This window comes from Methanobrevibacter sp. (assembly GCF_017410345.1).
Lineage (GTDB): Archaea > Methanobacteriota > Methanobacteria > Methanobacteriales > Methanobacteriaceae > Methanobrevibacter.
In genome coordinates this window covers 32974-56371 of sequence record NZ_JAFQQZ010000045.1, presented here as the reverse complement: position 1 = coordinate 56371, position 23398 = coordinate 32974, and the positions used below count along the sequence as shown (strand labels likewise).

At 34.2% G+C, this 23398-nt stretch carries 36 protein-coding genes, 1 tRNA gene and 1 pseudogene; 36 read left to right on the top strand and 2 right to left on the bottom strand.

The window, feature by feature from the left end:
- Positions 1–103: 103 nt before the first annotated feature.
- From rpl3p to IJE13_RS06245, 31 genes and pseudogenes are all read left to right on the top strand, one after another.
- On the top strand, positions 104–1114 hold the full coding sequence (gene rpl3p / locus IJE13_RS06395; RefSeq protein ID WP_292778423.1) for a 50S ribosomal protein L3: 1011 nt from the start codon (positions 104–106) through the stop codon (positions 1112–1114).
- Positions 1115–1126: 12 nt separating this feature from the next.
- Positions 1127–1891, top strand: a complete 765-nt coding sequence (rpl4p, locus tag IJE13_RS06390) for a 50S ribosomal protein L4 (protein ID WP_292778421.1) — start codon at positions 1127–1129, stop codon at positions 1889–1891.
- 44 nt (positions 1892–1935) lie between these two features.
- Complete coding sequence (locus tag IJE13_RS06385; RefSeq protein WP_292778419.1) at positions 1936–2196, top strand: 50S ribosomal protein L23; 261 nt, start codon at positions 1936–1938, stop codon at positions 2194–2196.
- Positions 2197–2208: 12 nt separating this feature from the next.
- Positions 2209–2934, top strand: coding sequence for a 50S ribosomal protein L2 (locus tag IJE13_RS06380; RefSeq protein WP_292778417.1), 726 nt, complete (start codon positions 2209–2211; stop codon positions 2932–2934).
- Between the two features lie 17 nt (positions 2935–2951).
- Positions 2952–3362 (top strand): 30S ribosomal protein S19, encoded by a 411-nt coding sequence (gene rpsS / locus IJE13_RS06375; RefSeq protein ID WP_292778415.1) that lies wholly within the window; start codon positions 2952–2954, stop codon positions 3360–3362.
- Positions 3363–3374: 12 nt separating this feature from the next.
- Positions 3375–3842: a 50S ribosomal protein L22 gene (locus IJE13_RS06370; RefSeq protein ID WP_292778413.1), complete on the top strand. Its 468-nt coding sequence runs from the start codon at positions 3375–3377 to the stop codon at positions 3840–3842.
- 3 nt (positions 3843–3845) lie between these two features.
- Positions 3846–4625 (top strand): 30S ribosomal protein S3, encoded by a 780-nt coding sequence (locus IJE13_RS06365; RefSeq protein WP_292778411.1) that lies wholly within the window; start codon positions 3846–3848, stop codon positions 4623–4625.
- Between the two features lie 20 nt (positions 4626–4645).
- Positions 4646–4852, top strand: a complete 207-nt coding sequence (gene rpmC, locus IJE13_RS06360) for a 50S ribosomal protein L29 (protein WP_012955660.1) — start codon at positions 4646–4648, stop codon at positions 4850–4852.
- Positions 4853–5197, top strand: coding sequence for a stress response translation initiation inhibitor YciH (gene yciH, locus IJE13_RS06355; RefSeq protein ID WP_292778409.1), 345 nt, complete (start codon positions 4853–4855; stop codon positions 5195–5197).
- A gap of 41 nt (positions 5198–5238) precedes the next feature.
- Entirely contained in the window at positions 5239–5571 is a 333-nt protein-coding gene (locus IJE13_RS06350) for a ribonuclease P protein component 1 (RefSeq protein WP_292778407.1), read from the top strand.
- 10 nt (positions 5572–5581) lie between these two features.
- On the top strand, positions 5582–5902 hold the full coding sequence (locus IJE13_RS06345) for a 30S ribosomal protein S17 (protein ID WP_292778405.1): 321 nt from the start codon (positions 5582–5584) through the stop codon (positions 5900–5902).
- A 1-nt stretch (position 5903) separates the two neighbouring features.
- Entirely contained in the window at positions 5904–6302 is a 399-nt protein-coding gene (locus tag IJE13_RS06340; RefSeq protein ID WP_012955664.1) for a 50S ribosomal protein L14, read from the top strand.
- A gap of 15 nt (positions 6303–6317) precedes the next feature.
- Complete coding sequence (gene rplX, locus IJE13_RS06335; RefSeq protein WP_292778402.1) at positions 6318–6662, top strand: 50S ribosomal protein L24; 345 nt, start codon at positions 6318–6320, stop codon at positions 6660–6662.
- A 1-nt stretch (position 6663) separates the two neighbouring features.
- Complete coding sequence (locus IJE13_RS06330) at positions 6664–7398, top strand: 30S ribosomal protein S4e (RefSeq protein ID WP_292778400.1); 735 nt, start codon at positions 6664–6666, stop codon at positions 7396–7398.
- Positions 7395–7919, top strand: coding sequence for a 50S ribosomal protein L5 (locus IJE13_RS06325; protein ID WP_292778398.1), 525 nt, complete (start codon positions 7395–7397; stop codon positions 7917–7919). Before IJE13_RS06330 ends, IJE13_RS06325 begins: the two co-directional genes overlap by 4 nt.
- Positions 7920–7966: 47 nt before the next feature.
- Positions 7967–8119, top strand: coding sequence for a 30S ribosomal protein S14 (locus IJE13_RS06320; protein ID WP_292778396.1), 153 nt, complete (start codon positions 7967–7969; stop codon positions 8117–8119).
- Positions 8120–8133: 14 nt separating this feature from the next.
- The gene (locus tag IJE13_RS06315) at positions 8134–8526 is read left to right on the top strand and encodes a 30S ribosomal protein S8 (protein WP_292778394.1); all 393 of its coding nucleotides are present in this window, start codon (positions 8134–8136) and stop codon (positions 8524–8526) included.
- 10 nt (positions 8527–8536) lie between these two features.
- Positions 8537–9076 carry a 50S ribosomal protein L6 gene (locus IJE13_RS06310; protein ID WP_292778392.1) on the top strand — a complete coding sequence of 180 codons (540 nt, stop codon included), beginning with the start codon at positions 8537–8539 and terminating at the stop codon, positions 9074–9076.
- Between the two features lie 17 nt (positions 9077–9093).
- Complete coding sequence (locus IJE13_RS06305; RefSeq protein ID WP_292778390.1) at positions 9094–9420, top strand: 50S ribosomal protein L32e; 327 nt, start codon at positions 9094–9096, stop codon at positions 9418–9420.
- A gap of 477 nt (positions 9421–9897) precedes the next feature.
- Positions 9898–10344: a 50S ribosomal protein L19e gene (locus tag IJE13_RS06300; RefSeq protein WP_292778388.1), complete on the top strand. Its 447-nt coding sequence runs from the start codon at positions 9898–9900 to the stop codon at positions 10342–10344.
- 11 nt (positions 10345–10355) lie between these two features.
- On the top strand, positions 10356–10937 hold the full coding sequence (locus IJE13_RS06295) for a 50S ribosomal protein L18 (protein ID WP_292778386.1): 582 nt from the start codon (positions 10356–10358) through the stop codon (positions 10935–10937).
- A complete protein-coding gene (gene rpsE, locus IJE13_RS06290) occupies positions 10934–11575 on the top strand; it encodes a 30S ribosomal protein S5 (protein WP_292778384.1) in 642 nt (213 codons plus the stop codon). The genes IJE13_RS06295 and rpsE overlap by 4 nt, the downstream gene beginning before the upstream one ends.
- Positions 11576–11586: 11 nt before the next feature.
- On the top strand, positions 11587–12045 hold the full coding sequence (locus IJE13_RS06285; RefSeq protein WP_292778382.1) for a 50S ribosomal protein L30: 459 nt from the start codon (positions 11587–11589) through the stop codon (positions 12043–12045).
- A gap of 11 nt (positions 12046–12056) precedes the next feature.
- A complete protein-coding gene (locus IJE13_RS06280; RefSeq protein ID WP_292778380.1) occupies positions 12057–12494 on the top strand; it encodes an uL15 family ribosomal protein in 438 nt (145 codons plus the stop codon).
- Between the two features lie 533 nt (positions 12495–13027).
- Complete coding sequence (secY, locus tag IJE13_RS06275) at positions 13028–14392, top strand: preprotein translocase subunit SecY (RefSeq protein WP_292778378.1); 1365 nt, start codon at positions 13028–13030, stop codon at positions 14390–14392.
- Positions 14393–14478: 86 nt separating this feature from the next.
- Positions 14479–15036, top strand: a complete 558-nt coding sequence (locus tag IJE13_RS06270; RefSeq protein WP_292778376.1) for an adenylate kinase — start codon at positions 14479–14481, stop codon at positions 15034–15036.
- 291 nt (positions 15037–15327) lie between these two features.
- On the top strand, positions 15328–15936 hold the full coding sequence (locus IJE13_RS06265) for an EMC3/TMCO1 family protein (protein ID WP_292778374.1): 609 nt from the start codon (positions 15328–15330) through the stop codon (positions 15934–15936).
- A gap of 728 nt (positions 15937–16664) precedes the next feature.
- Positions 16665–16930 (top strand): annotated as a pseudogene (locus tag IJE13_RS06260) (50S ribosomal protein L34e).
- A complete protein-coding gene (gene cmk / locus IJE13_RS06255) occupies positions 16930–17448 on the top strand; it encodes a (d)CMP kinase (RefSeq protein ID WP_292778372.1) in 519 nt (172 codons plus the stop codon). Before IJE13_RS06260 ends, cmk begins: the two are co-directional and overlap by 1 nt.
- Positions 17448–17615: a 50S ribosomal protein L14e gene (locus tag IJE13_RS06250; protein WP_012955682.1), complete on the top strand. Its 168-nt coding sequence runs from the start codon at positions 17448–17450 to the stop codon at positions 17613–17615. Before cmk ends, IJE13_RS06250 begins: the two co-directional genes overlap by 1 nt.
- Positions 17616–17919: 304 nt before the next feature.
- Positions 17920–18468: a hypothetical protein gene (locus IJE13_RS06245; RefSeq protein WP_292778369.1), complete on the top strand. Its 549-nt coding sequence runs from the start codon at positions 17920–17922 to the stop codon at positions 18466–18468.
- Between the two features lie 80 nt (positions 18469–18548).
- On the opposite strand, the gene IJE13_RS06240 is transcribed toward IJE13_RS06245, so the two are convergent.
- On the bottom strand, positions 18549–19025 hold the full coding sequence (locus IJE13_RS06240) for a dCMP deaminase family protein (RefSeq protein ID WP_292778367.1): 477 nt from the start codon (positions 19023–19025) through the stop codon (positions 18549–18551).
- A 249-nt stretch (positions 19026–19274) separates the two neighbouring features.
- Between IJE13_RS06240 and IJE13_RS06235 the strand changes: the two genes are divergently transcribed.
- Together IJE13_RS06235 and IJE13_RS06230 are read left to right on the top strand one after the other, a co-directional pair.
- Entirely contained in the window at positions 19275–20237 is a 963-nt protein-coding gene (locus tag IJE13_RS06235) for an RNA-guided pseudouridylation complex pseudouridine synthase subunit Cbf5 (protein WP_292778365.1), read from the top strand.
- A gap of 136 nt (positions 20238–20373) precedes the next feature.
- Positions 20374–20556, top strand: coding sequence for a MarR family transcriptional regulator (locus IJE13_RS06230; RefSeq protein ID WP_292778363.1), 183 nt, complete (start codon positions 20374–20376; stop codon positions 20554–20556).
- Positions 20557–20709: 153 nt separating this feature from the next.
- On the opposite strand, the gene IJE13_RS06225 is transcribed toward IJE13_RS06230, so the two are convergent.
- Positions 20710–21267 carry a PsbP-related protein gene (locus IJE13_RS06225; RefSeq protein WP_292778361.1) on the bottom strand — a complete coding sequence of 186 codons (558 nt, stop codon included), beginning with the start codon at positions 21265–21267 and terminating at the stop codon, positions 20710–20712.
- A gap of 149 nt (positions 21268–21416) precedes the next feature.
- Between IJE13_RS06225 and IJE13_RS06220 the strand changes: the two genes are divergently transcribed.
- From IJE13_RS06220 to IJE13_RS06210, 3 genes are all read left to right on the top strand, one after another.
- Entirely contained in the window at positions 21417–21932 is a 516-nt protein-coding gene (locus tag IJE13_RS06220; protein ID WP_292778359.1) for an SHOCT domain-containing protein, read from the top strand.
- 17 nt (positions 21933–21949) lie between these two features.
- Complete coding sequence (locus IJE13_RS06215) at positions 21950–22783, top strand: hypothetical protein (protein ID WP_292778357.1); 834 nt, start codon at positions 21950–21952, stop codon at positions 22781–22783.
- A 315-nt stretch (positions 22784–23098) separates the two neighbouring features.
- Positions 23099–23183: transfer RNA gene (locus tag IJE13_RS06210), tRNA-Ser, on the top strand.
- Positions 23184–23398 lie beyond the last annotated feature (215 nt).

The window sequence follows — 23398 nt, the reverse complement described above, 5'->3', positions numbered from 1 at the left end:
ATTTAAATAGATAAAATATTTTAAATAATTTAAAACATTTTAAAAAATTTTAATAGATTAGACTGATTAATTATAGGAAAAATTATAGAAACGGAGGAAAAAAATGGTAAGACATCACCAACCAAGAAAAGGTTCTGTGGCATTTAGCCCTCGTAAGAGAGCGGCTAAGGAAACTCCAAGAATCAAAGCTTGGCCAAGTAATGAAGAACCAAAACTTTTAGGTCTTGCAGGTTACAAAGCAGGTATGACTCATGCTATGGTTGTAGACACTGACAAAAACTCTCCTTCCAACGGTATGACTGTTTTCACTCCTGTAACTGTTTTGGAAGTACCACCCCTTGTAATCATGGGGATAAGATCATACGAAAAAACTGCTCATGGACTTAAAGCTATCACCGAAGTTATTGCAGATAATTTGGATGAAGAGCTCTCTAGGAAAATCACTCTTCCTAAGGACTATGATAAATCTGAAGCTATTGCAAAAATACAAGACGCTTTAGAAAAAACCGAAGAAGTTAGAGTTTTAGTGCACACTAACCCTAAGATGGCTAGCGTACCTAAGAAAAAACCTGAAATCTTCGAATGTGCATTAGGTGGAAGTTCTGCTGAAGAAAAATTAAATTACGCACTTAATTTATTAGGTGAAGAAGTCAGAGCAAGCGATATCTTTAATGAAGGACAATATGTAGACGCTATTGCAACCACCAAAGGAAAAGGTGTCCAAGGGGTTGTAAAAAGATGGAATATTAGAATTCAATACGGTAAAGCTATGAGAAGTGGAAAAGGAAGACACGTAGGTTCCATTGGTCCTTGGTCTCCTGAAAGAACTATGTGGACTGTTGCACAAGCAGGTCAAATGGGATACCACAAAAGAACCGAATTCAATAAGAAAGTCCTCAAGATCGGAGATGTGTCCGAAGTGGATGCAGTCAACCCTGATGGAGGATTCATCAGATACGGTTTAGTTAAAAACGACTATGTCTTAGTCAAAGGTTCAGTCCCTGGCCCTACTAAAAGATTAGTAATTCTTAGACAAGCTATCAGACCTAAGAAAGCTGATGAAGCAGCTCCTCAAATCGAATTTATCAGTACTGCTTCAAAACAAGGTGTATAAAGAGGTTAGAAAATGAAAGTTAATGTTTATTCAATTCAAGGGGAAGTGAAAGAGGAAATCGAACTTCCTGCTATTTTTAATGAAGAATACAGACCTGACCTTATTAAAAGAGCAGTTCTTTCTGCTCAATCTGCTAGAATCCAACCTTGGGGTAATGACCCTATGGCAGGTAAAAGAACTTCTGCAGAATCTTGGGGATCTGGTAGAGGTGCAGCTATGGTACCTAGAATCAAAAGCGGTGCTAGAGCAGCATTCGTACCACAAGCTAAAGGTGGAAGAAAGGCTCACCCTGTAAGAGCTGAAAAGAATCATTTCGAAAAAATCAACAACAAGGAAAGAAGATTTGCAATCAGATCCGCTGTTGCAGCTACTACCAATGAGGAATTAGTGGCAGGCAGAGGCCACAAGATTGAAAATCTTGAACAAGTTCCTATTATTGTTGAAGATGATTTGGAAACTGTTAAGACCGCTAGTGAAACTCGTGAAATCTTCAAGGCATTAGGAGTTTACGATGACATCATCAAGGCTAAAAACAGTAAACATATAAGAGCAGGTAGAGGAAAGACAAGAGGACGTAAATACAAATCCAGTAAAGGACCATTAGTAGTTGTAGGTGAAGACAAAGGCATCAACTTAGGTGCAAGAAACCACGCTGGTGTTGAAGTTGTAACTGCAGAAAACTTAAATGCTGAATTATTGGCACCTGGTACTCATGCTGGTAGGTTAACTATTTATACTAAGTCCGCTGTTGAAAAATTAGGAGGATTATTCCAATAGATTCTACAGAAAGAATCTGTTAGGTATAAAGAAGGTGGATATTTATGGATCCTTATAAGATTATTGTTAAACCTCATGTTACTGAGAAAACTATGAATTTAATTGATCAAAACAACGAACTTGCTTTTGTTGTCAGAAGAACATCTACAAAAGCTCAAATCAAAAAGGCTTTTGAACAGTTATATGACCAAGAAGTGGCAAGAGTAAACACTCACATCACTTCCAAAGGTGTAAAATTAGCTTATGTCAAACTTGTTGAAGAAGGCGAAGCTGAAGATGTAGCTGTTAAAATGGGAGTATTCTAAGGAGGATTGATTATGGGAAAACGATTAATACACCAACGTAGAGGAAGAGGAACTCCTGCTCATCGTGTTGCTTCTCACAGATTCAAAGATAAAATCCAATACAGAGCATACGATGATTTAGAAAAAGAAGGTAGTTTAAAAGGTAAAGTTGTAGAAATCATTCACGACCCTGCAAGAACTGCTCCTATCGCATTAGTTAAATTCGAAAATGGTGAAAAAAGACATATTTTAGCTCCTGAAACCATTCAAATTGATGATGATATCGAATGCGGTATTTCAGCACCAATCAGTTTTGGTAACACTTTACCACTCGCTGAAATCCCTGAAGGTACTCCAATCTACAATATTGAAAACAGACCAGGAGACGGAGGTCGTTTCGTAAGATCTTCCGGAACTTATGCTTCTTTGATTACTCACGATGCAACTCAAGCTGTTGTAGAGTTACCATCTGGTGAATTGAAATCATTCCATCCTCAATGCCGTGCAAGTATCGGTGTTGTAGCAGGTGGAGGAAGAAAAGAGAAACCTTTCCTCAAAGCAGGTGTCAGATGGCATGCTTATAAAGCTAAAGGTAAGAAGTTTATGACTGTTAGAGGAGTAGCAATGAACGCTGTTGACCACCCTCACGGAGGAGGTAACAGACAACACCCAGGTCGTCCAACTACTATTTCAAGACACGCACCACCTGGAAGAAAAGTCGGTTCAATTGCAGCTAAACGTACTGGAAAAAGAAGATAATTTAAGGAGATGTGTCATTGGCTAGAAAAATATTTAAATACAGAGGATATACTATTGAAGAATTAAAAGAAATGTCCTTGGATGAATTTATTGAACTTTTACCAGCAAGACAAAGAAGATCCTTAAAAAGAGGATTCTTACCAAGACAACAGTCTGTGTTGGATAAAATGAGAAAATTACAGAAACAAGATAAAAAAGGTGGAAAACCAGTAGTAGTTAGAACTCACTGTAGAGACATGATTGTAATTCCTGAAATGGTAGGAACCACTTTCGGAATCTACAATGGCAGAGACTTTGTTGAAGTAACCTTCACCCCTGAAATGTTAGGTTGCTTCTTTGGTGAATTCGCACCAACCAGAGCAAGAGTTCAACATGGTGACCCAGGTATGGGAGCTACTAGATCATCTATGTTTGTACCACTTAAATAAGGAGATTAAAACATGGCTAAAAACAAATACGCTTACAATAATAAAGATGCTGACGAATCCAAAACAGCACGTGCTATGGCAAGATCCCTTAAGGTTTCCCCAAAACACTGTGTGGAAATTTGTAGTGCAATTAGAGGCATGGATGTTGCTAAAGCAAAAGCATACTTAAATGATGTAATTGAAATGAAAAAAGCTGTTCCTTTCAAAAGACACAACAGAGATGTTGGTCACAGAAAAGGCATGAAAGGTTGGGCTGCTGGAAGATACCCTGTAAAAGCTTCTAAAGCAATTTTAACTGTTATTGAAAATGCTGAAGCAAATGCAGAATACAAAGGTATGGACGTGGAAAACCTTAAGATCGAACATATCTCTTCCCACAGAGGTATGGTCATTAGAGGAGCTAAGCCAAGAGCATTTGGTAGAGTAACTCCATTTAACACTCCAACTACCCATATTCAAATAGTTTTAGTGGAGGCTTAAATAATGATAGAAAAAGATTTCGTTACAGAAGGTCTCAGAAGAACCAAAATTGATGAATATTTAGAAAAAGAACTCGAAAGAGCAGGTTACGGAGGAATGGAAATCCAAGTTACTCCTTTAGGAACTATGGTTATCGTATATGCTGAAAGACCTGGTATGGTAATTGGTAGAGGTGGAAAAACCGTAAGGGCAATTACTCAAAACCTTAAGACCAAATTTGATTTGGATAACCCACAAGTTGAAGTTAAGGAAGTGGATGTTCCTGAATTGAATGCTAGAATCATGGCTTCCAAAATAGCAAACATGCTCCAAAGAGGAATGCACTTCAGAAGAGTTGCATATTCCACTATCCGTAGAATCATGGGTGCTGGCGCTCAAGGTGTAGAAGTAACTATATCCGGTAAAATCAGAGGTTCCAGATCTGCTGTAGCCAAATTCACTGAAGGTTACATTAAGAAATGTGGTGAACCTGCAACCAAATTCGTAGAGGAAGGATTTGCAACCGCACCTTTAAAACCTGGTGTTTTAGGTATTGTTGTCAGAATCATGCCTCCTGAAGCAGTATTGCCTGATAAAGTAGATATTCTTGCTCCTATTGCAGAACCTGTAGAAGAAATTGTTGAAGAGGAAGTGGCTGAAGAAGTCGAAGCTGAAGATGAAATCGAAGAAGTAGTCGAAGCTGAAGAAGATCTTGAAGAATTGGAAGAAATCGAAGAGGCTGAAGAGGCTGAAGAAGATCTCGAAGAACTTGAAGCAGCTACCGAAGATTCCGAAGAGGAATAAATCTTTAAGGAGTTGAGAAAATGGCAATTTTAAGAAGTAAAGAAATTTGGGAAATGGAAATTGAGGACATCGAAGAAAAATTAGTTGAACTCAAAGCTGAATTGGCTAAAAACGTTTCCAAAAGTGCTGCTGCAGGTGTTAATGAAAACCCTGGTAAAATTAGAGAACTCAAAAGGACTATTGCTCGTGTTCTTACAATTATGAACCAAAAACAGAAGGAGAATTAAATGTCAAAAATCTGTGATGTATGTGGTCTTCCTGAAGAACTTTGCGTTTGCGAGGAAATTGCAAGAGAAGTTCAGTCTGTAAAAGTGTTTACAGTAAGAAGAAGATTTGGAAAGCTTATGACTATTGTCGAAGGAATAGATGAACATGATATAGATATTAAGGAACTTACCAAGACTCTTAAGGCAAAATGTGCCTGCGGTGGTACCGCTAAGAAAGGTCAAATTGAGCTTCAAGGCGACCATAAGGCAAGAGTCAAGGAAGTCTTATCTGAAATGGGATTCTCTTCCGACACTATTGAAATCAGAGATTCTGATAAGAAATACAATAAGAGAAGAAGACGTTAATGTCATAGGTTAAATCTTTAATTCACATACTGAGGCTTAGAATGATAAGCTCAAAAAATATATTCTATCATGAATTAATTGGGTTAGAACTTAAAGTTGTTGACAGTTCCAATCCCTCTTTGATAGGCCTTTGCGGAACTGTTATTGATGAAACCAAAAAAACTTTGAGAATTGAGATTAAAGAGAAGGTTCATGGTGAAGACTTAAGTTCTAATCGGAATGATTTTAATTTTATTTATAAGGAGAAATTAATTCAGAAAGATGTTTCTGTATTTCAATTTAAGGTTCCAGATGGAACCATAGTTGAAATTGATGGTAAAATATTGTTGAATCGTCCTGAAGATAGGATAAAAAAAAGATATAAAAAAATTTAATGGTGATAAAATGGTTGGTCTTAATGTTAAGGAACCAGAAACTAAATGTGATGATCCTAACTGCCCTTTCCATGGTACTTTATCTGTTAGAGGACAAGTCCTTGAAGGTGTTGTTACTACCAATAAAGCAGAAAGGACTATTACTGTGGAACGTAGTTTCTACAAGTTCATTAGAAAATATGAAAGATACGAAAAGAGAAAATCAAGAATTAATGTTCACAAACCAGATTGTCTTGATGTAAAGATTGGTGACGCTGTAAAGATAGCTGAATGTAGGCCATTAAGCAAAACCAAACATTTTGTATTGGTTGAAGTAAAAGGTGATGATTAGAATGAAACCTACTACATCCAGCGTAACAAAAGCTTTGCCGATTGGTGCAAGACTTCAATGTGTTGACAATACCGGTGCTCGTGAAATCGAAATTATTTCCGTAAAAGGATTTAAAGGTGTCCGCAGAAGACTCGACGTAGCTGGTGTCGGTGACATGGTAGTTGCTTCCGTTAAGAAAGGAACTGCTGACATGAGAAGAGAAGTTGTCAATGCAGTTGTTGTAAGACAGAAGAAAGAATACAGACGTGCTGATGGTCTTCGTGTAAAGTTCGAAGACAATGCTGCAGTAATCATTACTCCTGAAGGAGTATTGAAAGGTTCTGAAATCAGAGGCCCTGTCGCTAAAGAGGCTGCTGATAAATGGCCTAGTGTAGGCAGTGCAGCAAGCATATTGATTTAAGTTTATGGTGATTAAATGTCAATTCAACCAAGAAAACAAAGAAAAGCTCTCTACACTGCTCCTTTACACATTCGTCGTAAAATCATGAGTGCTAACTTAAGCAAGGATTTAAGAGCAGACATTGGTAAAAGATCTTTACCAATAAGAGTTGGAGACAAAGTTCAAGTTGTTCGTGGTGACTTTAAAGGTCATGAAGGAAAAGTTGAATCCGTCGATGCAAAAAGATACAAGGTTACCGTTGAAGGAGTTACCTTAAGCAAACCTGACGGAAATGCTGTATTGCTTCCTATCCACCCATCCAACTTGATGATTATTGAAGCTGATTTAAAAGATGAAAGAAGATTAAATATGGAGGAATAAGATGGCAAAAATGGGATCTAGAAAGCATCTTAAAAGGTATAAGGCACCTAAAAGCTGGCCTATCCATCCAAAAGAAGACACTTGGACAGTAAAACCTGCTCCTGGTTCACATGCCATTAAGGATTCTTTACCTTTACTCGTTATCATCAGAGACATTTTAGGTCTTGCTGATAACTCCAGAGAAGCAAAAAGAATCATTAATACCGGTAATGTATTAATCGATGGAAGAGCTGTAAAAGATTACAAATTCCCTGTCGGTTTTATGGATATCCTAACCATTCCTAAAACTGAAGAAAATTACAGAATCCTTTTAGATACTAAAGGAAGATTAACTTTACACCCAATTTCTGCAGAGGATGCAAGTTTCAAATTAGCTAAAATAGTAAACAAATCTACTATCAAAGGCGGAAAAACCCAATTGAACCTTCACGATGGTAGAAACGTTTTAGTTGATGATGATGCATATGCAGGTCAAGATGTTGTATGTATCGGTTTACCTGAACAGGAAATCAAGGAAAACTTCAAATTTGAAGATGGAGTGGTCGTACTTGTTACTGGCGGTAAGCACACCGGTGAACTTGGTAAGATCAAAGAAGTCATTGTGGACGAATCTTCCAAGCCAAATACTGCAATTATCGAAAAGGCAAATGGTGATTCTTTCTTAACCTTAAAAGAATATGCATTTGTAATTGGTAAAGACGAACCAGCTATTGATTTATTGGAGGTTAACCAATGAACCCAATGAATGAAGTAATCATTTCCAAAGCTACCATCAACATTGGTGTTGGTGAAGCTGGTGAGAAATTATCAAGAGCTATGACTCTTATTGAAAACATGACTGGTCAGACTCCTGTCAAAACCTATTCAAAAGTCACTAACCCAGAATGGGGTATCAGAAAAAGACAACCTATTGCATGTAAGGTCACTCTCCGTGGAGAAAAGGCTGAAGATGCAATTAAATTGGTTTTAGAAGGTATCAACAATAAGTTAAGACCTAGTCAATTTGATGCACAAGGTAATGTTTCTTTCGGTATTAGAGAACATATTGATATTCCTGGAATGAGATATGACCCTGATATTGGTATTTTTGGTATGAATCTTTCTATCACCTTTGAAAAACCAGGTTATAGAATCAAAAGAAGAAAAATCCAAAAGAAATCCATTCCAAAAAGACATAGAATCACTCCTGAAGAAACTATGAAATTTATGGAAGAAAAATTCAATGTTACTATCCAAGAAGAGGAAGATTACGAATAGTCCTGAAACGGATTTAATTTGTTTATTAAAAATGATATGTTATTAAGGTGATTATATTGCCAAGAAAATACGGAAAAGCTTCAAAAAAATGTAGCCGTTGTGGAGACCACTCTGCTATTGTAAGCAGATACGGACTCAACTTATGCAGGCAATGTTTTAGAGAAATTGCTCCTAAAATAGGATTTAAAAAATATAATTAAGAAAGGTGTTTATTATGACTCTTATGGACCCTCTTGCTGATGCTTTAACAAACATTAGAAATAACGAACGTCAAGTAAATGACCACTGTACTATTCGTCCAGCATCCAAATTGATCGGACGTGTGTTAAGCACTATGCAAAAAGAGAATTATATAGGTGAATTTGAATTTATAGATGACAACAAGGCTGGAATATTCGAAGTCCAATTGGAAGGTAACATCAACCAATGTGGTGTAATCAAGCCTCGTCATGCTGTAAAGAAAGATGAATTTGAGAAATTCGAAAAAAGATATTTACCAGCAAAGAACTTCGGTATCTTAATCGTAACCACTCCTGAAGGTATCATGACCCACAGGGAAGCTAAGGAAAGAGGTATCGGCGGACGTTTGTTGGCTTACATGTATTAGGTGATTAAATATGGTATTAGCTGCAGCTATAAGGGAAGAAATTGAAATCCCTGAAGGCGTTGAAGTTATAATTGAAGATGAAGTTTCTGTGAAAGGACCTAACGGTGAGATTTCCAGGAAATTTACTTACCCTAATGTAACTATTTCAAAAGAAGATAATCTCGTTGTTCTTGAAACCGCTTTCCCTAAAAAGAAAGACAAATCCATGATTGGAACCACTAGAGCTCACATCAACAATATGATTACCGGTGTAACCGACGGTTTCACTTATCATATGAAAATTGTATTCGCTCACTTTCCAATGGCAGTAAAGGTTCAAGACAAGGAAAAAATTGTTACTATCGAGAACTTTATTGGAGAAAGACATCCTAGATCTTCAAAGATTGTCGGAGACGCTAAAGTTCAAGTAAAAGGTGATGAAGTAATCATTACCGGTGTTAACAAGGAAGATGTCGGTCAAACTATGGCTAACTTAGAACAAGCTACTAAGATTAGAGGAAAAGATCCTAGAGTATTCCAGGATGGTATCTATTTAACTAGTAGAGAATAGTTATAATGGTGATTTGAATGAGTAAAGATTTTAAAAGACAAGAATATGCTCGTTATAAAAAATTAGGAACCAAATGGAGACGTCCTAGAGGAAAAACTAGTAAAATGAGAAGATACGAAGCAGGAAAACCTGCAATGCCATCAATTGGTTATCGTACTCCTAGAGCTACTAGAGGATTACATCCTTCTGGTTACAGAGATGTTCTTGTTAATAACATGAAAGATTTGGAAGCACTTGACGCAGAAACCGATGCTGCAAGAATCAGTGCAACCATTGGTAAACGTAAAAAAGAATTGATGTTGGCTAAAGCATCAGAATTAGGTATAAAAGTATTAAACAAATAAATGAAAATGCAATAAATGCAAATTTTTCATATGATAGATGATAAAACTAAGTTTTTTCATTTCCTAAAATTGTTAAGCGATTTAATTAAAGTAAATTTTTAAAATTATGAAATTTATAAAGCTTACTTCTAAGAAAAATAGGGGCGTTGTATAAAGTTGGCAAGGGATTATTGAAAAACGTCTTTAACCTCATGCCAGAACATATATGACAATGATTCTAATCAATTAATTGATTTGGGGATTTAGTATATTAAATTCCCGGATAAAGGTTTAATAATTAATTGTGTGTAATTTAATGAGTAAATTTATGGAAAATTTATTTTTTAAATATATTGGCCAAAAGTCAAGCAAAGGAATCTTTTTTCTTATTAAAAGCTAACAATTAAATTAACAAATGAATTTTAATTTATTTGAATTGAGGGAAACTTGAAGAAATTTTATTCAAGTTTATCAGCTAACTAAAATGGAGGATTATTAATGAATCTTACTACACAAAAAAGATTAGCTGCTAGTATACTTAAAGTTGGAGTTAACCGTGTATGGATAGACCCTGAAGAAATTGAAGAAGTTTCTAGAGCTATCACAAGAGACAGCGTTAAACAACTTATAGATCAAGGTATTATCAAAGCTAGACCAAAAACTGGTATTAGTAGCTACAGATCTAAGAAAATCAAAGAGCAAAAGAAAAAAGGTAAACGTAAAGGAAGAGGTAGTATCAAAGGAGCTAAAAACGCTCGTACTCCTAAAAAACAAGTTTGGATGAAAACCATCCGTGCTTTAAGAACTGACTTGAAAGATATGAGAGACTCTGGTGAAATTGACCCTACTACCTACCGTAAATTATACAAGATGGCAAAAGGTGGAGCTTTCAGAAGTAAATCTTACATGAAAACTTACGCTAGAGACCATGATTTAATCAAATAGGAGGAATGGACTTGGCAAGCGGATCAAATTATAAAGTAGCATTCAGAAGAAGAAGAGAAGGTAAGACTGATTATGCTACCAGAGCGAAATTAGTTGATGTGGATAAATCCAGATTAGTTGTAAGAATTTCCAACGCTAACTGTATTGTTCAAGTTGTGAATGTCGGTAAAGACGGTGATGAAACTGTCGTATCAGCTCACAGTAAGGAATTGAACAAATTAGGATGGTTAGCAGGAAACAAAAACACTAGTGCTGTTTATTTAACCGCATACTTATGTGGTAAGAAAGCTGTTGCAGCAGGTGTTGACTATGCTATTGCTGATATTGGTTTAAAATCTCCTATTAGAGGATCAAAAGTATTTGCTGCTGTTAAAGGTGCTGCAGATGCTGGTTTGAATGTACCATACGGTGAATCTATTATCCCTACTGAAGACAGAATCAATGGTGAACATATTGCAGAATATGCAGAAAGCTTAGATGAAGAGGAATTAAACAAGAGATTCTCTCAATACTTGGCTAGAGGTCTTCAACCTACTGATTTACCTGAACACTTTGAAGAAATTAAAAATAAAATTGACGAGGCTGAATTATGAGCTTTAATATGGATGATTGGGAACCTAAAACCAATTTAGGTAAAGAAGTAAAAGCAGGAAATATCACCGATATTGATGAAATCTTCGAAAAAGGTCTCCCTATAATGGAATTGGAAATTGTAGATGCATTGCTTCCTGATTTGGAAGAAGAAGTAATGGATGTAAATTTAGTTCAAAGAATGCACAAATCTGGTAGAAAAGTAAACTTTAGAGTAATCGTTGCAGTAGGTAACAAAAATGGTTACGTAGGTTTAGGACAAGGTAAAGCTAGAGAAGTAGGTCCTGCTATCAGAAAAGCTGTAGATAATGCTAAATATAACATTATCAAAGTAAGAAGAGGTTGTGGAGATTGGGGTTGTGTATGTGGAAGACAACACACCGTTCCTTTCAAAGTAACCGGTAAAGCAAGCAGTGTAAACGTAACCTTAAGACCTGCTCCTGCAGGTGTAGGCTTGGCTATTGGAGATGTCGGTAAAACCATTCTCTCCCTTGCTGGTATCAAAGACGTATGGTCTCAAGCAAGCGGTCAAACCCAAACCACTGTAAACTTTGCTAATGCTGTATTCGAAGCTTTAAAAGAAGCAAGCAGAATGAAAGCTTCAGAACAAGACCTTAAAAATATGGGAGTAATCCAATAGACGGTGGTATCATGTATTTGGTAATTAGAATTAGAGGTACTACTGGGGTCAAACAACCTATTGCTAGTACTTTAGAAATGTTAAGACTCAACAGAATCAGTCATGCTGTATTAGTTGATGAAAACCCAAGTTACAAAGGTATGCTCCAAAAGGCAAAAGACTACATCACTTGGGGAGAAGTTGATTTAGAAACTCTCACTGAACTTGTTGAAAAAAGAGGAAGATTAGTCGGTGGAGCTCGTCTCAGCGAAGAATACTTGGCTGAAAACACTGATTATTCCACTTTTGAAGAATTGGCTAATGCATTAATCAACGGAGAAATCAAAGCTCAAGATATTGATATGAAACCTGTATTCCGTTTACATCCTCCAAGAAAAGGATACAAAGGAATTAGACATTCTGTAAATGAAGGCGGATCCTTAGGTTACAGAGGCGAAGATATTAATAATCTTGCAATAAGAATGGCTTAAGGTGGATTATTATGATAAGAAAAGGTAAAAAGATTAATAAAATGAGAGGTTCCAGATCTAACGGTGGAGGCTCTGTCAAAAGAAGAAGAGGAGCAGGAAACAAAGGTGGTAAAGGTAAAGCTGGAGCTGGAAAACACCACTGGTCCACTACCGTAATTGAAAACAGATATTACTTCGGTAAACACGGTTTCAAAAGACCTCAAAAAACCATTCACAGATCCTATCCTGTCAACTTAAACTTCTTGAATGATAAGGCTGAAGAGTTTGTAGAGCAAGGAATTGCAACCAAGGAAGACGATGTCATTGTAATTGACGTAACCGAATTAGGCTACAACAAAGTTTTAGCAACCGGTTCCCTTGACATTCCTTTAGTGATCAAATCCCCTGCATTCTCCGAATCAGCTATTGAAAAGATAGAAGAAGCTGGCGGAGAAGCTGTTGAACTTTAACCCCCGCTTTTCCAGGCCTTCGGCCTGCAAAACCGGGACCAAAACTCTTTTCACTAGTTGGGAGTAACCACTCTTAACTAGTTGTATTATTTTATTTTTTTAATTAATTTTTTAATTAATTTTTTAATTTAGATTTTTTAGATTTCTTTTTTTTAAATTCTTTCTATTTTTAACTATTTTTTAAAAATTTTTTTATTTTAATCTTCTCGATTTCATTAAAATTTATTATTAATTTAGTTAATTTTTGTATTATTTATCGAATACTTTATATTATATAAAAATTATATTTATTATTAATCTAAAATATTATAATATTTATATATAATATATATGCAAATTTAGCATGATTATTAATCACTAATTATTTGATATTGTGATTATTTCTAATATTTTGGATCATAAAAAAATTTAAAGAAATATATTAAACAAATTTATAAAAATTAATGAATTCAAAGTTGGAATTTAATTTATTCTTATAATATAAATAATTAAAATCTGATTTGAATTAATAGATAATAATTAACGGGGAAAAAATGATTTTAGAGAATTTTAAGCCTATATTTAAGTTGCTTCCTGAGGTCAAGACTCCTATTCACAGGCAGGACTTTAGGGAAAAACTTAAATGGACAGCTATAGTTTTAGTTTTATATTACTTTTTAACTCAAATTCCATTATATGGTTTGAGTCCAGCTGCAGTTGACCAATTTGCCCAATTGAGAGCTGTTATGGCAGGTAGTTTTGGGTCAATTCTTACTTTAGGTATAGGACCTATCGTAACCGCATCTATTGTATTGCAACTATTGGTCGGTGCAAAAATATTAAATTTAGACTTATCTCAACATGAACATAAGGCTATGTTTCAAAGTACTCAAAAATTATTAGCTATTTTATTCACAATTTTCGAAGCAGGAGTTTTAGTACTTACTGGAAGTTTAGTGCCTATAGACACTTCATACTATGGAATAATGATTCTCCAATTGGTAATCGGCGCTATCTTGATCTTGTACCTTGATGAAGTGGTATCCAAATGGGGATTCGGTAGTGGTGTAGGATTGTTCATTGCTGCTGGTGTAGCACAGACCATTATTACCGGAACATTCAACTTCTTGCCGGCTACTGCGGCATCCACTACAGCTTCAGGTATTCTCCCTGGTTTTATCCAATCAATCATTGGTGGATCTCCTAATTTCACCATCTTGATTCCATTGATTGCAACCATTGTTGTGTTCCTTATGGCTGTATATGGTGAAAGTATGAGAATTGAGATTCCTATTTCTCACGGTCAGGTAAGAGGACACGGTAGAATCAGAGGATCTGTAGGTAAATATCCTTTAAAGTTCATTTACGCAAGTAACATGCCGGTTATTTTGACAAGTGCGCTTCTTGTAAACGTTTCACTTTTCGCCAGTGTATTCCAGAAACTCGGTTTCCCTATATTAGGTGAAGTTTCAGGCGGAAGGCCTATCAGCGGACTTGCATTGTGGCTGACCACTCCTAACAGTTTAAGCGTATTGTTCACAAATCCATTAAGGGTTGTCTTCTATGGTATTTTCTTCTTGGCTTGTTGTGTGCTTTTCTCATGGTTATGGGTGGAAATCAGCGGTTCCTTGAATGCGAAGGAGGTTTCCAAGCAACTTTATAACTCAGGTATACAGATTCCTGGTTTCAGAAGCAGTAAAAGACAACTTTATATGATTATGAAAAAGTATATTCCGGCTCTTACAATTCTCGGTGGTCTCTTTGTAGGTATTTTGGCGTTCATCGCTGACTTGACCGGTGCTCTCGGTGGAGGTACTGGTGTATTGCTTACTGTAGGTATTGTCTACAGACTTTATGAAGAGATTGCTCAAGAGCAACTTATGGATATGCACCCAATGTTAAGAAAAGTATTCGAATAATTGATTTTCCAAATACTTTTCTTTTTGTGATTATTATTAGTTAATTGACAATTTTAAATTTTAATGTTTAATGTGAGAGGATTTAAATGAAATTGGTAGTTATTACTGGTATTCCAGGTTCTGGAAGTACAACTGTACTTAAAAAAGCATTAGAGGAAGTTGATTATCTTCATTTAAACTATGGAGACATCATGACTGAAATTGCTTTAGAGAAAGGTCTTGTTGAAAATAGGGATGAGTTAAGAAAATTGCCTGCTGAAACCCAAAAGGAGATTCAAAAGGAAGCAGGTATCAGAATTAGTGAGAAATCCGAAACCACTAATGTGATCGTTGACACTCATTGTACTATCAGCACACCTAAAGGTTTCTTGCCAGGACTTCCTAAATGGGTCTTAGAAGGATTGAATCCTGATATATTCATTTTAATTGAAGCATATCCTGATGAAGTCATCGTCAGAAGATTAGGTGATGAAACCAGACAAAGAGATGCTGAAAAGGCTAAGGACATTCAGTTACATCAGGAAATGAACAGAGCTGCAGCAATGGCTTATGCCACTTTAACTGGAGCTACTGTAAAGATTATTTCCAATCATGACAATCATTTGCCTTCAACTGTAAAGAAAATGGTTGATGTCTTGAAATAATCGGATTATAGATTTAATTTAAATTCCTTATTTAGATAATTAGATTTTTTCTAATTATTTAAATTTTCATTATTATGATCTGATTGTTTTAGATTATTGTTTGTAGATTATTTGATATTTTAAATTATTAATTTATAAATTTGCAAGAATTTATAACTTAATAGTTTATTATATTTTTAAAATTTATGAAATTGGAAGTTTACATAATTTCTATTATGTGATGTTTGAAATTTGTAAAGAAAATAAAATTATGATTTACTATTAAAACTTATTAAACATGTGAGGAATTAAATGGCGTATCAAGGTAGTTTTTTATTAGGTATTTCCTGGCTTCAACCTGTGTTTGATGCCATGAATGCTGTTTTAAATCCATTAGTTCAAATGGATCCTACCCCTAATAACCCAGTGCTTACCGTATTTGTGATATCATTCATCATATCACTATTGACTGTAACCGCTCAGAAGTTATTGGTGGACCAGGATAAAATGAATGAAATGCAAGCTAAATCCAAAGCTCTTCAAAAAGAGTTGAGGGAAGCCCAAGCCAGTGGAGACACTAAACAAATGGCAAAAGTTCAAGCTAAGCAAATGGATATGATGGCAGACCAATCTGAAATTATGAAAATGTCATTTAGACCAATGATTGTTACTATGGTTCCAATCTTATTGATTTTTGCCTGGATGTGGCAATCTTCAATTAGAAATATTATTGTGGTATTTCCTCCAGCTGTTTATTATTGTACTTTAACTCCGATCTTCCACTCATTAGGGCAAATGCTTTATGGTGGTAACATAACTACCATTCCATATGGAATAGGATGGTTATGGTGGTACTTCATTTGTACATTTGGAATGTCACAAATCATTAGGAAATTTATGGGATTCAAGAATGGTTTCTAATGTTAAACCATTGATATTATTTAATAAAAATAAAAATCAATTAAATTGATAGTTTTAATTAACTATTCATTTTAATTAATCATGTAATTAATTTAATTATACTTAGTTGCTACTATTATAAAATATACTGTTGATAGATAGATATCATCTTAGATATTTATTAATCTAAGTTATTTTTAGATTTTTCATCTAAAATTATTTTCTAGTTTCAATTAAAAAAATTTAATTAAGATTTTATCAGAATCAAGATTCTATAAAAATTTTATTAATCAAAATAAAAATCATAATCCCAAAAAGTACGATATATGTAATACTAAATTTTAGCAAGTTTTTAATGATTGGCATGTTAAGTGGGATTGGCCTACTTAATTTGGGTTGTTGAAGATTGCTAGGATTTTAAAATTTAATTTCTATGATTTTTCTAATATGATCAGACTTTAAGATTCTAGAAAATTGTAGATTTTAAGAGAGGTTTGATTCTTTAGAAAAGGATAGAAAACAGTAAAGTATATATTAGTTAAATATCATATTAAGTAGTGTTAATCATTTAACTAAATGAATTTTAATTCTTTTATAATTCATTCTATTTTTATGATACTTTTTTCATGATATTTACATTATGCCAAATCGGCATTTTAATATCTATTTTACTCGAATCTACAAATATGAATTATTTGACATTAGATTAGATTTGTAGATAAATTTAAAAAAACAAATTAGGTGAGAACATGCCTGCAAATAGATTTAGATCAAGATCATACAAAAGAACAAATACAAAAACTCCTGGTGGAGTTAATGTTTTAAGATATAAAAAGAAGAAACCATCTAAGCATGTATGTGCTGAATGTGGTGCTGTATTACATGGTGTTCCAAGAGGACGTCCTTATGAGATTCGCAAATTAGCTAAATCTCAAAAAGGCCAAACCGTCCATTTGGAGGATACTTATGTCCAAAATGTGCTCGTAAGCATTTCAAAGATGAGGCAAGAAAATAATGATAATAACAATCGGTGGTACAGCAGGTAGTGGAACTACAACTGCTGCAAAGGTATTATCTGAGAAGTTAGGTATTCCATTTGTTTCTGCAGGTGCGATATTCAGAGAGATGGCTGCAGAGAGGGGAATGTCTCCAGTTGAATTCGGCAAATTTGCTGAAAATAATACTGACATCGATAAAGAGATTGATAATAGACAAGCTAAACTTGCAGAGGAAGCTCAAGATCTTATTGTTGAAGGAAGGCTTTCCGCATATTTCATTGATGCGGATTTGAAAGTCTGCTTTACCGCTCCTTTAGAAATTAGAGCTAAAAGGGTATGTGAAAGGGAAGGCAAATCAATTGAGCTTGCAAAAGAGGAAATTCTTTCTCGTGAGGAAAGTGAAGCTTTAAGATATATGGATATTCATAACATAGATATTAGAAATATGGATATTTATGATTTAATTATAAATACTAACAGCTTTAACCCTGATAGTATTGCGGAAATTATTTTAACAACATTAAAGGTGATATAATGGCAGCTATAGAAGTTGGTAGAAAATGTATTAAGACTGCTGGAAGAGAAGCAGGTAAAGAATGTGAAATTGTTGCAATCATTGATGAAAACTTCGTGGAAGTAAAAGGAGACGAAGTTAAAAACAGACGTTGTAACATCAACCATTTAGAACCTATCATGGAATAAGTCTATTCCATTGATTCTAAATTCAGTTAGTTTACATTTTTATTTAAAACTTTTTTAACTTTTTATATATTAAAATAGGCACATTTATGTGTATTAGATAAGAATTCATCCTTTGAAGAGTTCTCTTATTTATTCTTTATTTAAAATTTTTATTTTATTTTTAACAATTTTTTAATTATTTTTTCATGTTCTGATTTTAATTGTTCCACTATTTTTTTAAATATCTTTAATATTTTAGAATTAGTTATTTTTATAAATTATTAAATTAAAATTTATATTATTAATCTTATTTTAGGGGTTTATTATGTCAAGAAGGTTTGCAGTTATAGACACAGAAACAAATTGGAATGATGAGGTAATGTCCATAGGTGTCATAATTGCCAGATCCAAGAATTTTAAGGGAACTGATTCTCGTTATTATATTTTACCTAGAGCTGAAAAGATAGGTGGAATGTATTCCAAATCAATGAGAAGGACAAGTCATGAAATTCTCACAAAACATAGGGATGATGCCATTGATGATTTAAGATATCTGCTTGATTCCAATGGTGTTGATAATCTCTTTGCTTACAATGCTTCCTTTGACAAGCGTCATTTGCCTGAGCTTTCCGACTTTTGCTGGAGAGACATTATGAAAGTTGCAGTATATAAGCAGCATAATCCTCATATTCCAAGTCATTTGCCATGTTGCAAGACAGGCAGGTTAAGAAGAGGGTATGGTGTTGAGCCAATGCTTCAGATATTGGGTGTGGATGATTACTGTGAATCCCATAATGCAATTATTGATGCAAGGGACGAGTTAAGAATCATGAGGCGTTTAGGTTATGATATAGATTTCTATCCTGAGATTTAACTCAAGAACCAATAGAGAAATCCATATTAAACCTTTTCAATATTCAATATTAATATTAGATATTAATATTCAATATTTAATTATTGTACGGGTGTATGTAGCTTAATGATCCCTTTCTTGCTTACTATCTTATCAATTCCAGAGTTCTTTATCATTCTAAAGCATATAGGACAAGGTTCAGCATCTTCTATTTCTACCCAATCGCCATCAACAGACATTTCTCCTGCAAGATAGATTGTAGCTCCAAGCATGTCTTTCCTTCTTGCACTGATCATAGCATTCTGTTCGGCATGAACTGAAAAGCAGTCGTTATAGTTTCCGGAATTTGATGGAAGGTTCATTCTTTGGCATGACCCTCTGTCGCAGCAGTTTTCCTCTCCTCTTGGATTTCCATTATATCCTGTGCTGATAATTTCATCGTTATTTACTATTACCGCTCCATAGCGTCTTTTCAAGCAGGTGCTTCTTTTTGATACTGCAAGTGCGATTGCAAGATAATATTCTGTTTTACTCATACGGTTTGCATTGTTTTCAGTTTTAGCTTTATCCTCTACCATATTTTCTATCTCCGTTCTTTAAAAAATAGATGTTTAAGTATAAAATTAATATTTTGATATTCTTTTTTTATTTATCTTATATTTGTAATCATTATTTCTTATATTTTTTGTAGAATGATTTTTAAAAATTTTATTTTCAGTTTTTAATGCAATTAATTAAATTTATTTATAATAAAAATCTTATTTTATATTATAAAAATGAAATCTGATTAAATTCTATTTTGACTTTTAGCTATTGGGGAATGAACTATGGAAGATTATCTCATAAAATCAAATGTGGAAACCAATCCGGAATATGGATGCAATCCATATGAAAGACCTATAGAGGAACATATAGCTAAAGGTATAATCAATTTGGACAAGCCATCCGGCCCAACATCCCATGAAGTGGATTCCTGGGTTAAAAGGATACTTGGCTGCAAAAAGACAGGGCATGGAGGAACCCTTGACCCTAAAGTGACTGGAGTTCTGCCAATCGGAATCGACAATGCCACAAGGGTAAGCCAACTTCTTCTCCCTGCAGGTAAGGAATATGTATGTCTCATGACATTGCACAAGGAATTGCCGGAAGATCAAATAAGAGCTATTTTTGATGAATTTACCGGTAAGATTTACCAGACACCACCTGTTAAATCAGCTGTAAAACGTGAATTAAGGGTAAGAAACATTTACTACTCCACAATCTATGAGATTGAAGGTAAGGATGTACTATTCAGAATAGGCTGTGAGGCAGGAACCTATGTGAGGACCTATTGTCATGATATCGGTGAGGCATTGGGCTGCGGAGCTCATATGGCAGAGCTTAGAAGAACTAGAGTGGGTCCATTCGATGAGCGAAAGGGTGACCTCGTAAACCTGCATGACCTTACAGATGCCTATCATTTCTATATTGAGGATGGTGATGAATCATACATACGGAAAGCCATTCAGCCAATGGAAGTTGCCAGCTCTCACCTTCCCCAGATATTCATAAAGGATTCTGCTGTTGAGGCCATCTGCCAAGGGGCAAAGCTTGGTGCAGGAGGAATAGCTAAACTGTCTAAGGACATTCAAAAGGGAAATCTTGTTGCAATCAAGTCCTTAAAAGGAGAATTGGTGGCTGCAGGAACTTCACTGTTCTCATCTGGAGAGATAATGAATGCGGATTCCGGTTTGGTGGTTGATACAAACAAGGTCTTTATGGATACTGGAATTTATCCAAAGGGATGGTGAACAGGTTTATCTAAAATATGGAATTTTTCTTATGATGATGAACAAGTTTATTCAATCATTTTTATTAATTTTTTATAAAATTAATTTAAAGTAAAAGTAAAAATAAACTAAAAAATAAGTAATAATTGGTGATAAAATGTCTGATAAAGATAAAGTAATTGAAGCATTTAAGAACTCAGAAGATCCTTTAAACGCTACAAAAGTTAGTGAAATTTCTGGTGTTGAAAAGAAAGAAGTAGATAAGATTATGAAGGAATTAAAGAAAGACGAAGTTATTGTCTCTCCAAAAAGATGCTATTGGACTCTTGCAGACAAATAATTTCTGATTATCCTTTTTTATTCTTTTTTAATCATCATCTTTTTAATTTTTTAAATCTTTAATTAATATTCTTTTTTTAATTTTAATTTTTTTAGTCTATTCTATTCTATTTTTAAAATATTCTTTCTATTTTTAAAAAAATAAGTTTAGGGATTATATCTTCTCGTATGAATCCCCATCTACCTTATAAACAGGTTTTAAGATCTTAAATGTCTGAATGACTTCCACAAATGATTTTACTGCAACTTGATCCCTATTGTTCTTTGTGTACAATTCAAGTGAATATAGGTTGTTATCCTTTAGAATGGCATATTGCTCAACTTCCAACCCTTCCTTTGTAATGTAGATTATATCCCAGATTCCATAATTCTCAAAGCTTTCCATTCCAGACTGCTGAATCTCACATTCCATTGACTTAAGGTCCCTTTCCACAAGTTCCTTCAATTCATCAACAGTGTTTACCAGACAAGGCTGTGTGGATACCTTTACAATGGAATTGTTGCTTTTATTCAACAATACGATGTTGGTGAATTCATCTTCCTCTTCGCTTTTTATTTCCTGCCATAGGAAGGGATATTCAAAGGTGATTGACCCGTTGTTGAAGCCTCTTCTCATTTGCTGCAAAGTCTCTTCAGCGCTAAGTGTCTTTGGCTGTCCATTATCGTCATTTCCCAATTCAAGTACAAACTTATCCTTATTTCCTTTCACCATTTAAATCACAATCATTATTTTTAATTTATTTAAATTTCCTCTTCTTCTAATATACTTTTTATTCTCATTTAAGATAAATTTATATGTTTTTAAAATGTTATATTGTATTAACAAGATTATGATTATTTTAAATATTTAGGTTTGATACTATGGGAAAATTAGGTTTTTTATTTAATCCTGAAGGGAATATGCCTAAAGGGGAAATTAAATCAAGAGATGTGGAATATGATTTCCTGGGGCTTTTGACAGAATCCATTGATGGAAATGATAATAAGTTCAATGGAGCCATCAAATTGGATGAGGATTCCATTTATGTAGAAAAAAGAAGCAGATTGAACGGCAAGGTCAAGGATGCTTATACTATAGATTATGATGATGTCAATGAGGATGACATTCAAAGAGTGGCTGACAACAAGATTCAATTTGCTTTGGCAGACAGGACTCTTCTATTGAAGACATTGGACGATGACATGCTGAACAGCTTTGAAAGCAGATTGATCAATAAACTGACTACCGGCTCCTTTGAAGTCATGGAGGAAACCCAAGCAAAACAGATCATCCGTGATATTCCAGGGGAAATAAGAAAGTATCATGAATTGTTAAAGGATGGAATCATCACAGAAGAGGAATTTGAAAATAAGAAGAAGGAATTATTGAACAGTTAAATATACTAATTGATATCATGGAAATAAAGTCTATACCAGAAATAATAAGGGAAATGGATTCCTTAGTTAAAGAGGAAAAATATGATGAGGCCTTGGAATTCGGGAAGGAAAACATCAATTTGAATAAGGAATACATTGAGGGAGAATACATATTCAAAAACCTTCTTGAAGAGCTTTTATTCCAAATCACCACAAATAAGGAAATCAAAAGGAAATATCCTCTCATGCTGGATTATTCCACTTTATACTCCAACTATGGAAATGTGTTGTTGCATTTCAATGACTATGAAAATGCCCTAAAATCCTTTGAATTATCCTATGATTATAATCCTATTAATGTAAAAGCTATTTTTGGATTGTGTGAAATAAGCAGGGAAAACAATGATTGGGATGAATATTATAAATTGAGCATTCAATCCTTCAGATATGCCTATTCAAGAGAAGATCTTGCAAAATCATTTGTAAATCTATCCTCTTATTATCTTAATGAATATCATGATTCCAATGATAATGAAGATCTGAGATTAGCAATTTATTTAAATAAATTGGCAGTTTACTATGATGATTCCAATAAAATAGCTATTGAAATTGATGAAAATCTTCCAAGTGAGTATGGTGATTATGGCATTGAAGATATCAGAGAATATCTCAAGTCTATAGGATTGCCTTATGGGCCAAGCATTGAAGTGATAACCATATGCAAGAATCTCGGATTCCAGTTGGATGAAGATAAGAAAGTCGTTCCTGCATTGTTCTATTTCAATATTGCATACGATTTGACTAATGATCCTGCAATCAAAGATGTAATCGATGACTTAAACGGCAAAGTGGAAAGAAAACTGAACGAATAATAATATAACTAAAGATTCATCCTTCATCTAATCATAGCTTTGATTAAAATATTTTTTTAAAAAATTTCATCGTCTTTTGAATATTGCAAAAACCCAAATTTAAGTTCTAATATATAAACTTTACTATGAAATTCTAAAAAATCTTTAAATATCATCAAGTCCAATATTAATTTGTGGCCATAATTGTGATTTCATTTCTATTTTTTCAAAAATTATGGTCTGATAATCAAAACTTTTATATAGTATTAATTACTTATATCTTTATATCAGTGTATTATATATTAGACAGCACTATGTCTGATATGTGACTAGATTGCCGAGATAGTCTAGCCTGGTAAGGCGCGGGACTGGAAATCCCGTGAGGGTTCACCTCGCCTGGGTTCAAATCCCAGTCTCGGCGTTTATTAGTGTATAGCAATTTAATGTAATTCTATTTAATAGGATTATTATTAATGATAATATCACACTTATCAAATTATCATTAAGGTAAATCCGATTCAAATAAGCTTTACGAATTGGATTTATTGAGTTTGCTTTTTTTTTTAAATGGTTAAATTATAATCTATCTATGGCTTTAAAAGTTTATTAGTAATTTATTGAGTATTAAGTTACTCT

Bases quoted from the DNA above. Each gene is read 5' to 3' on its own strand.
- cmk (WP_292778372.1), top strand. From the start codon at position 16,930: ATGATAATAACAATCGGTGGTACAGCAGGTAGTGGAACTACAACTGCT.
- IJE13_RS06225 (WP_292778361.1), bottom strand. From the start codon at position 21,267: ATGGTGAAAGGAAATAAGGATAAGTTTGTACTTGAATTGGGAAATGAC.
- rpmC (WP_012955660.1), top strand. From the start codon at position 4,646: ATGGCAATTTTAAGAAGTAAAGAAATTTGGGAAATGGAAATTGAGGAC.
- IJE13_RS06230 (WP_292778363.1), top strand. From the start codon at position 20,374: ATGTCTGATAAAGATAAAGTAATTGAAGCATTTAAGAACTCAGAAGAT.
- secY (WP_292778378.1), top strand. From the start codon at position 13,028: ATGATTTTAGAGAATTTTAAGCCTATATTTAAGTTGCTTCCTGAGGTC.
- IJE13_RS06280 (WP_292778380.1), top strand. From the start codon at position 12,057: ATGATAAGAAAAGGTAAAAAGATTAATAAAATGAGAGGTTCCAGATCT.
- rplX (WP_292778402.1), top strand. From the start codon at position 6,318: ATGTCAATTCAACCAAGAAAACAAAGAAAAGCTCTCTACACTGCTCCT.
- IJE13_RS06300 (WP_292778388.1), top strand. From the start codon at position 9,898: ATGAATCTTACTACACAAAAAAGATTAGCTGCTAGTATACTTAAAGTT.
- IJE13_RS06385 (WP_292778419.1), top strand. From the start codon at position 1,936: ATGGATCCTTATAAGATTATTGTTAAACCTCATGTTACTGAGAAAACT.
- IJE13_RS06250 (WP_012955682.1), top strand. From the start codon at position 17,448: ATGGCAGCTATAGAAGTTGGTAGAAAATGTATTAAGACTGCTGGAAGA.
- IJE13_RS06365 (WP_292778411.1), top strand. From the start codon at position 3,846: ATGATAGAAAAAGATTTCGTTACAGAAGGTCTCAGAAGAACCAAAATT.
- IJE13_RS06285 (WP_292778382.1), top strand. From the start codon at position 11,587: ATGTATTTGGTAATTAGAATTAGAGGTACTACTGGGGTCAAACAACCT.
- rpl3p (WP_292778423.1), top strand. From the start codon at position 104: ATGGTAAGACATCACCAACCAAGAAAAGGTTCTGTGGCATTTAGCCCT.
- IJE13_RS06370 (WP_292778413.1), top strand. From the start codon at position 3,375: ATGGCTAAAAACAAATACGCTTACAATAATAAAGATGCTGACGAATCC.
- IJE13_RS06220 (WP_292778359.1), top strand. From the start codon at position 21,417: ATGGGAAAATTAGGTTTTTTATTTAATCCTGAAGGGAATATGCCTAAA.
- IJE13_RS06240 (WP_292778367.1), bottom strand. From the start codon at position 19,025: ATGGTAGAGGATAAAGCTAAAACTGAAAACAATGCAAACCGTATGAGT.
- IJE13_RS06305 (WP_292778390.1), top strand. From the start codon at position 9,094: ATGAGTAAAGATTTTAAAAGACAAGAATATGCTCGTTATAAAAAATTA.
- IJE13_RS06325 (WP_292778398.1), top strand. From the start codon at position 7,395: ATGAACCCAATGAATGAAGTAATCATTTCCAAAGCTACCATCAACATT.
- IJE13_RS06380 (WP_292778417.1), top strand. From the start codon at position 2,209: ATGGGAAAACGATTAATACACCAACGTAGAGGAAGAGGAACTCCTGCT.
- IJE13_RS06345 (WP_292778405.1), top strand. From the start codon at position 5,582: ATGGTTGGTCTTAATGTTAAGGAACCAGAAACTAAATGTGATGATCCT.
- rpsE (WP_292778384.1), top strand. From the start codon at position 10,934: ATGAGCTTTAATATGGATGATTGGGAACCTAAAACCAATTTAGGTAAA.
- rpl4p (WP_292778421.1), top strand. From the start codon at position 1,127: ATGAAAGTTAATGTTTATTCAATTCAAGGGGAAGTGAAAGAGGAAATC.
- IJE13_RS06245 (WP_292778369.1), top strand. From the start codon at position 17,920: ATGTCAAGAAGGTTTGCAGTTATAGACACAGAAACAAATTGGAATGAT.
- yciH (WP_292778409.1), top strand. From the start codon at position 4,853: ATGTCAAAAATCTGTGATGTATGTGGTCTTCCTGAAGAACTTTGCGTT.
- IJE13_RS06215 (WP_292778357.1), top strand. From the start codon at position 21,950: ATGGAAATAAAGTCTATACCAGAAATAATAAGGGAAATGGATTCCTTA.
- IJE13_RS06350 (WP_292778407.1), top strand. From the start codon at position 5,239: ATGATAAGCTCAAAAAATATATTCTATCATGAATTAATTGGGTTAGAA.
- IJE13_RS06270 (WP_292778376.1), top strand. From the start codon at position 14,479: ATGAAATTGGTAGTTATTACTGGTATTCCAGGTTCTGGAAGTACAACT.
- IJE13_RS06235 (WP_292778365.1), top strand. From the start codon at position 19,275: ATGGAAGATTATCTCATAAAATCAAATGTGGAAACCAATCCGGAATAT.
- IJE13_RS06310 (WP_292778392.1), top strand. From the start codon at position 8,537: ATGGTATTAGCTGCAGCTATAAGGGAAGAAATTGAAATCCCTGAAGGC.
- IJE13_RS06315 (WP_292778394.1), top strand. From the start codon at position 8,134: ATGACTCTTATGGACCCTCTTGCTGATGCTTTAACAAACATTAGAAAT.
- IJE13_RS06265 (WP_292778374.1), top strand. From the start codon at position 15,328: ATGGCGTATCAAGGTAGTTTTTTATTAGGTATTTCCTGGCTTCAACCT.
- IJE13_RS06340 (WP_012955664.1), top strand. From the start codon at position 5,904: ATGAAACCTACTACATCCAGCGTAACAAAAGCTTTGCCGATTGGTGCA.
- IJE13_RS06330 (WP_292778400.1), top strand. From the start codon at position 6,664: ATGGCAAAAATGGGATCTAGAAAGCATCTTAAAAGGTATAAGGCACCT.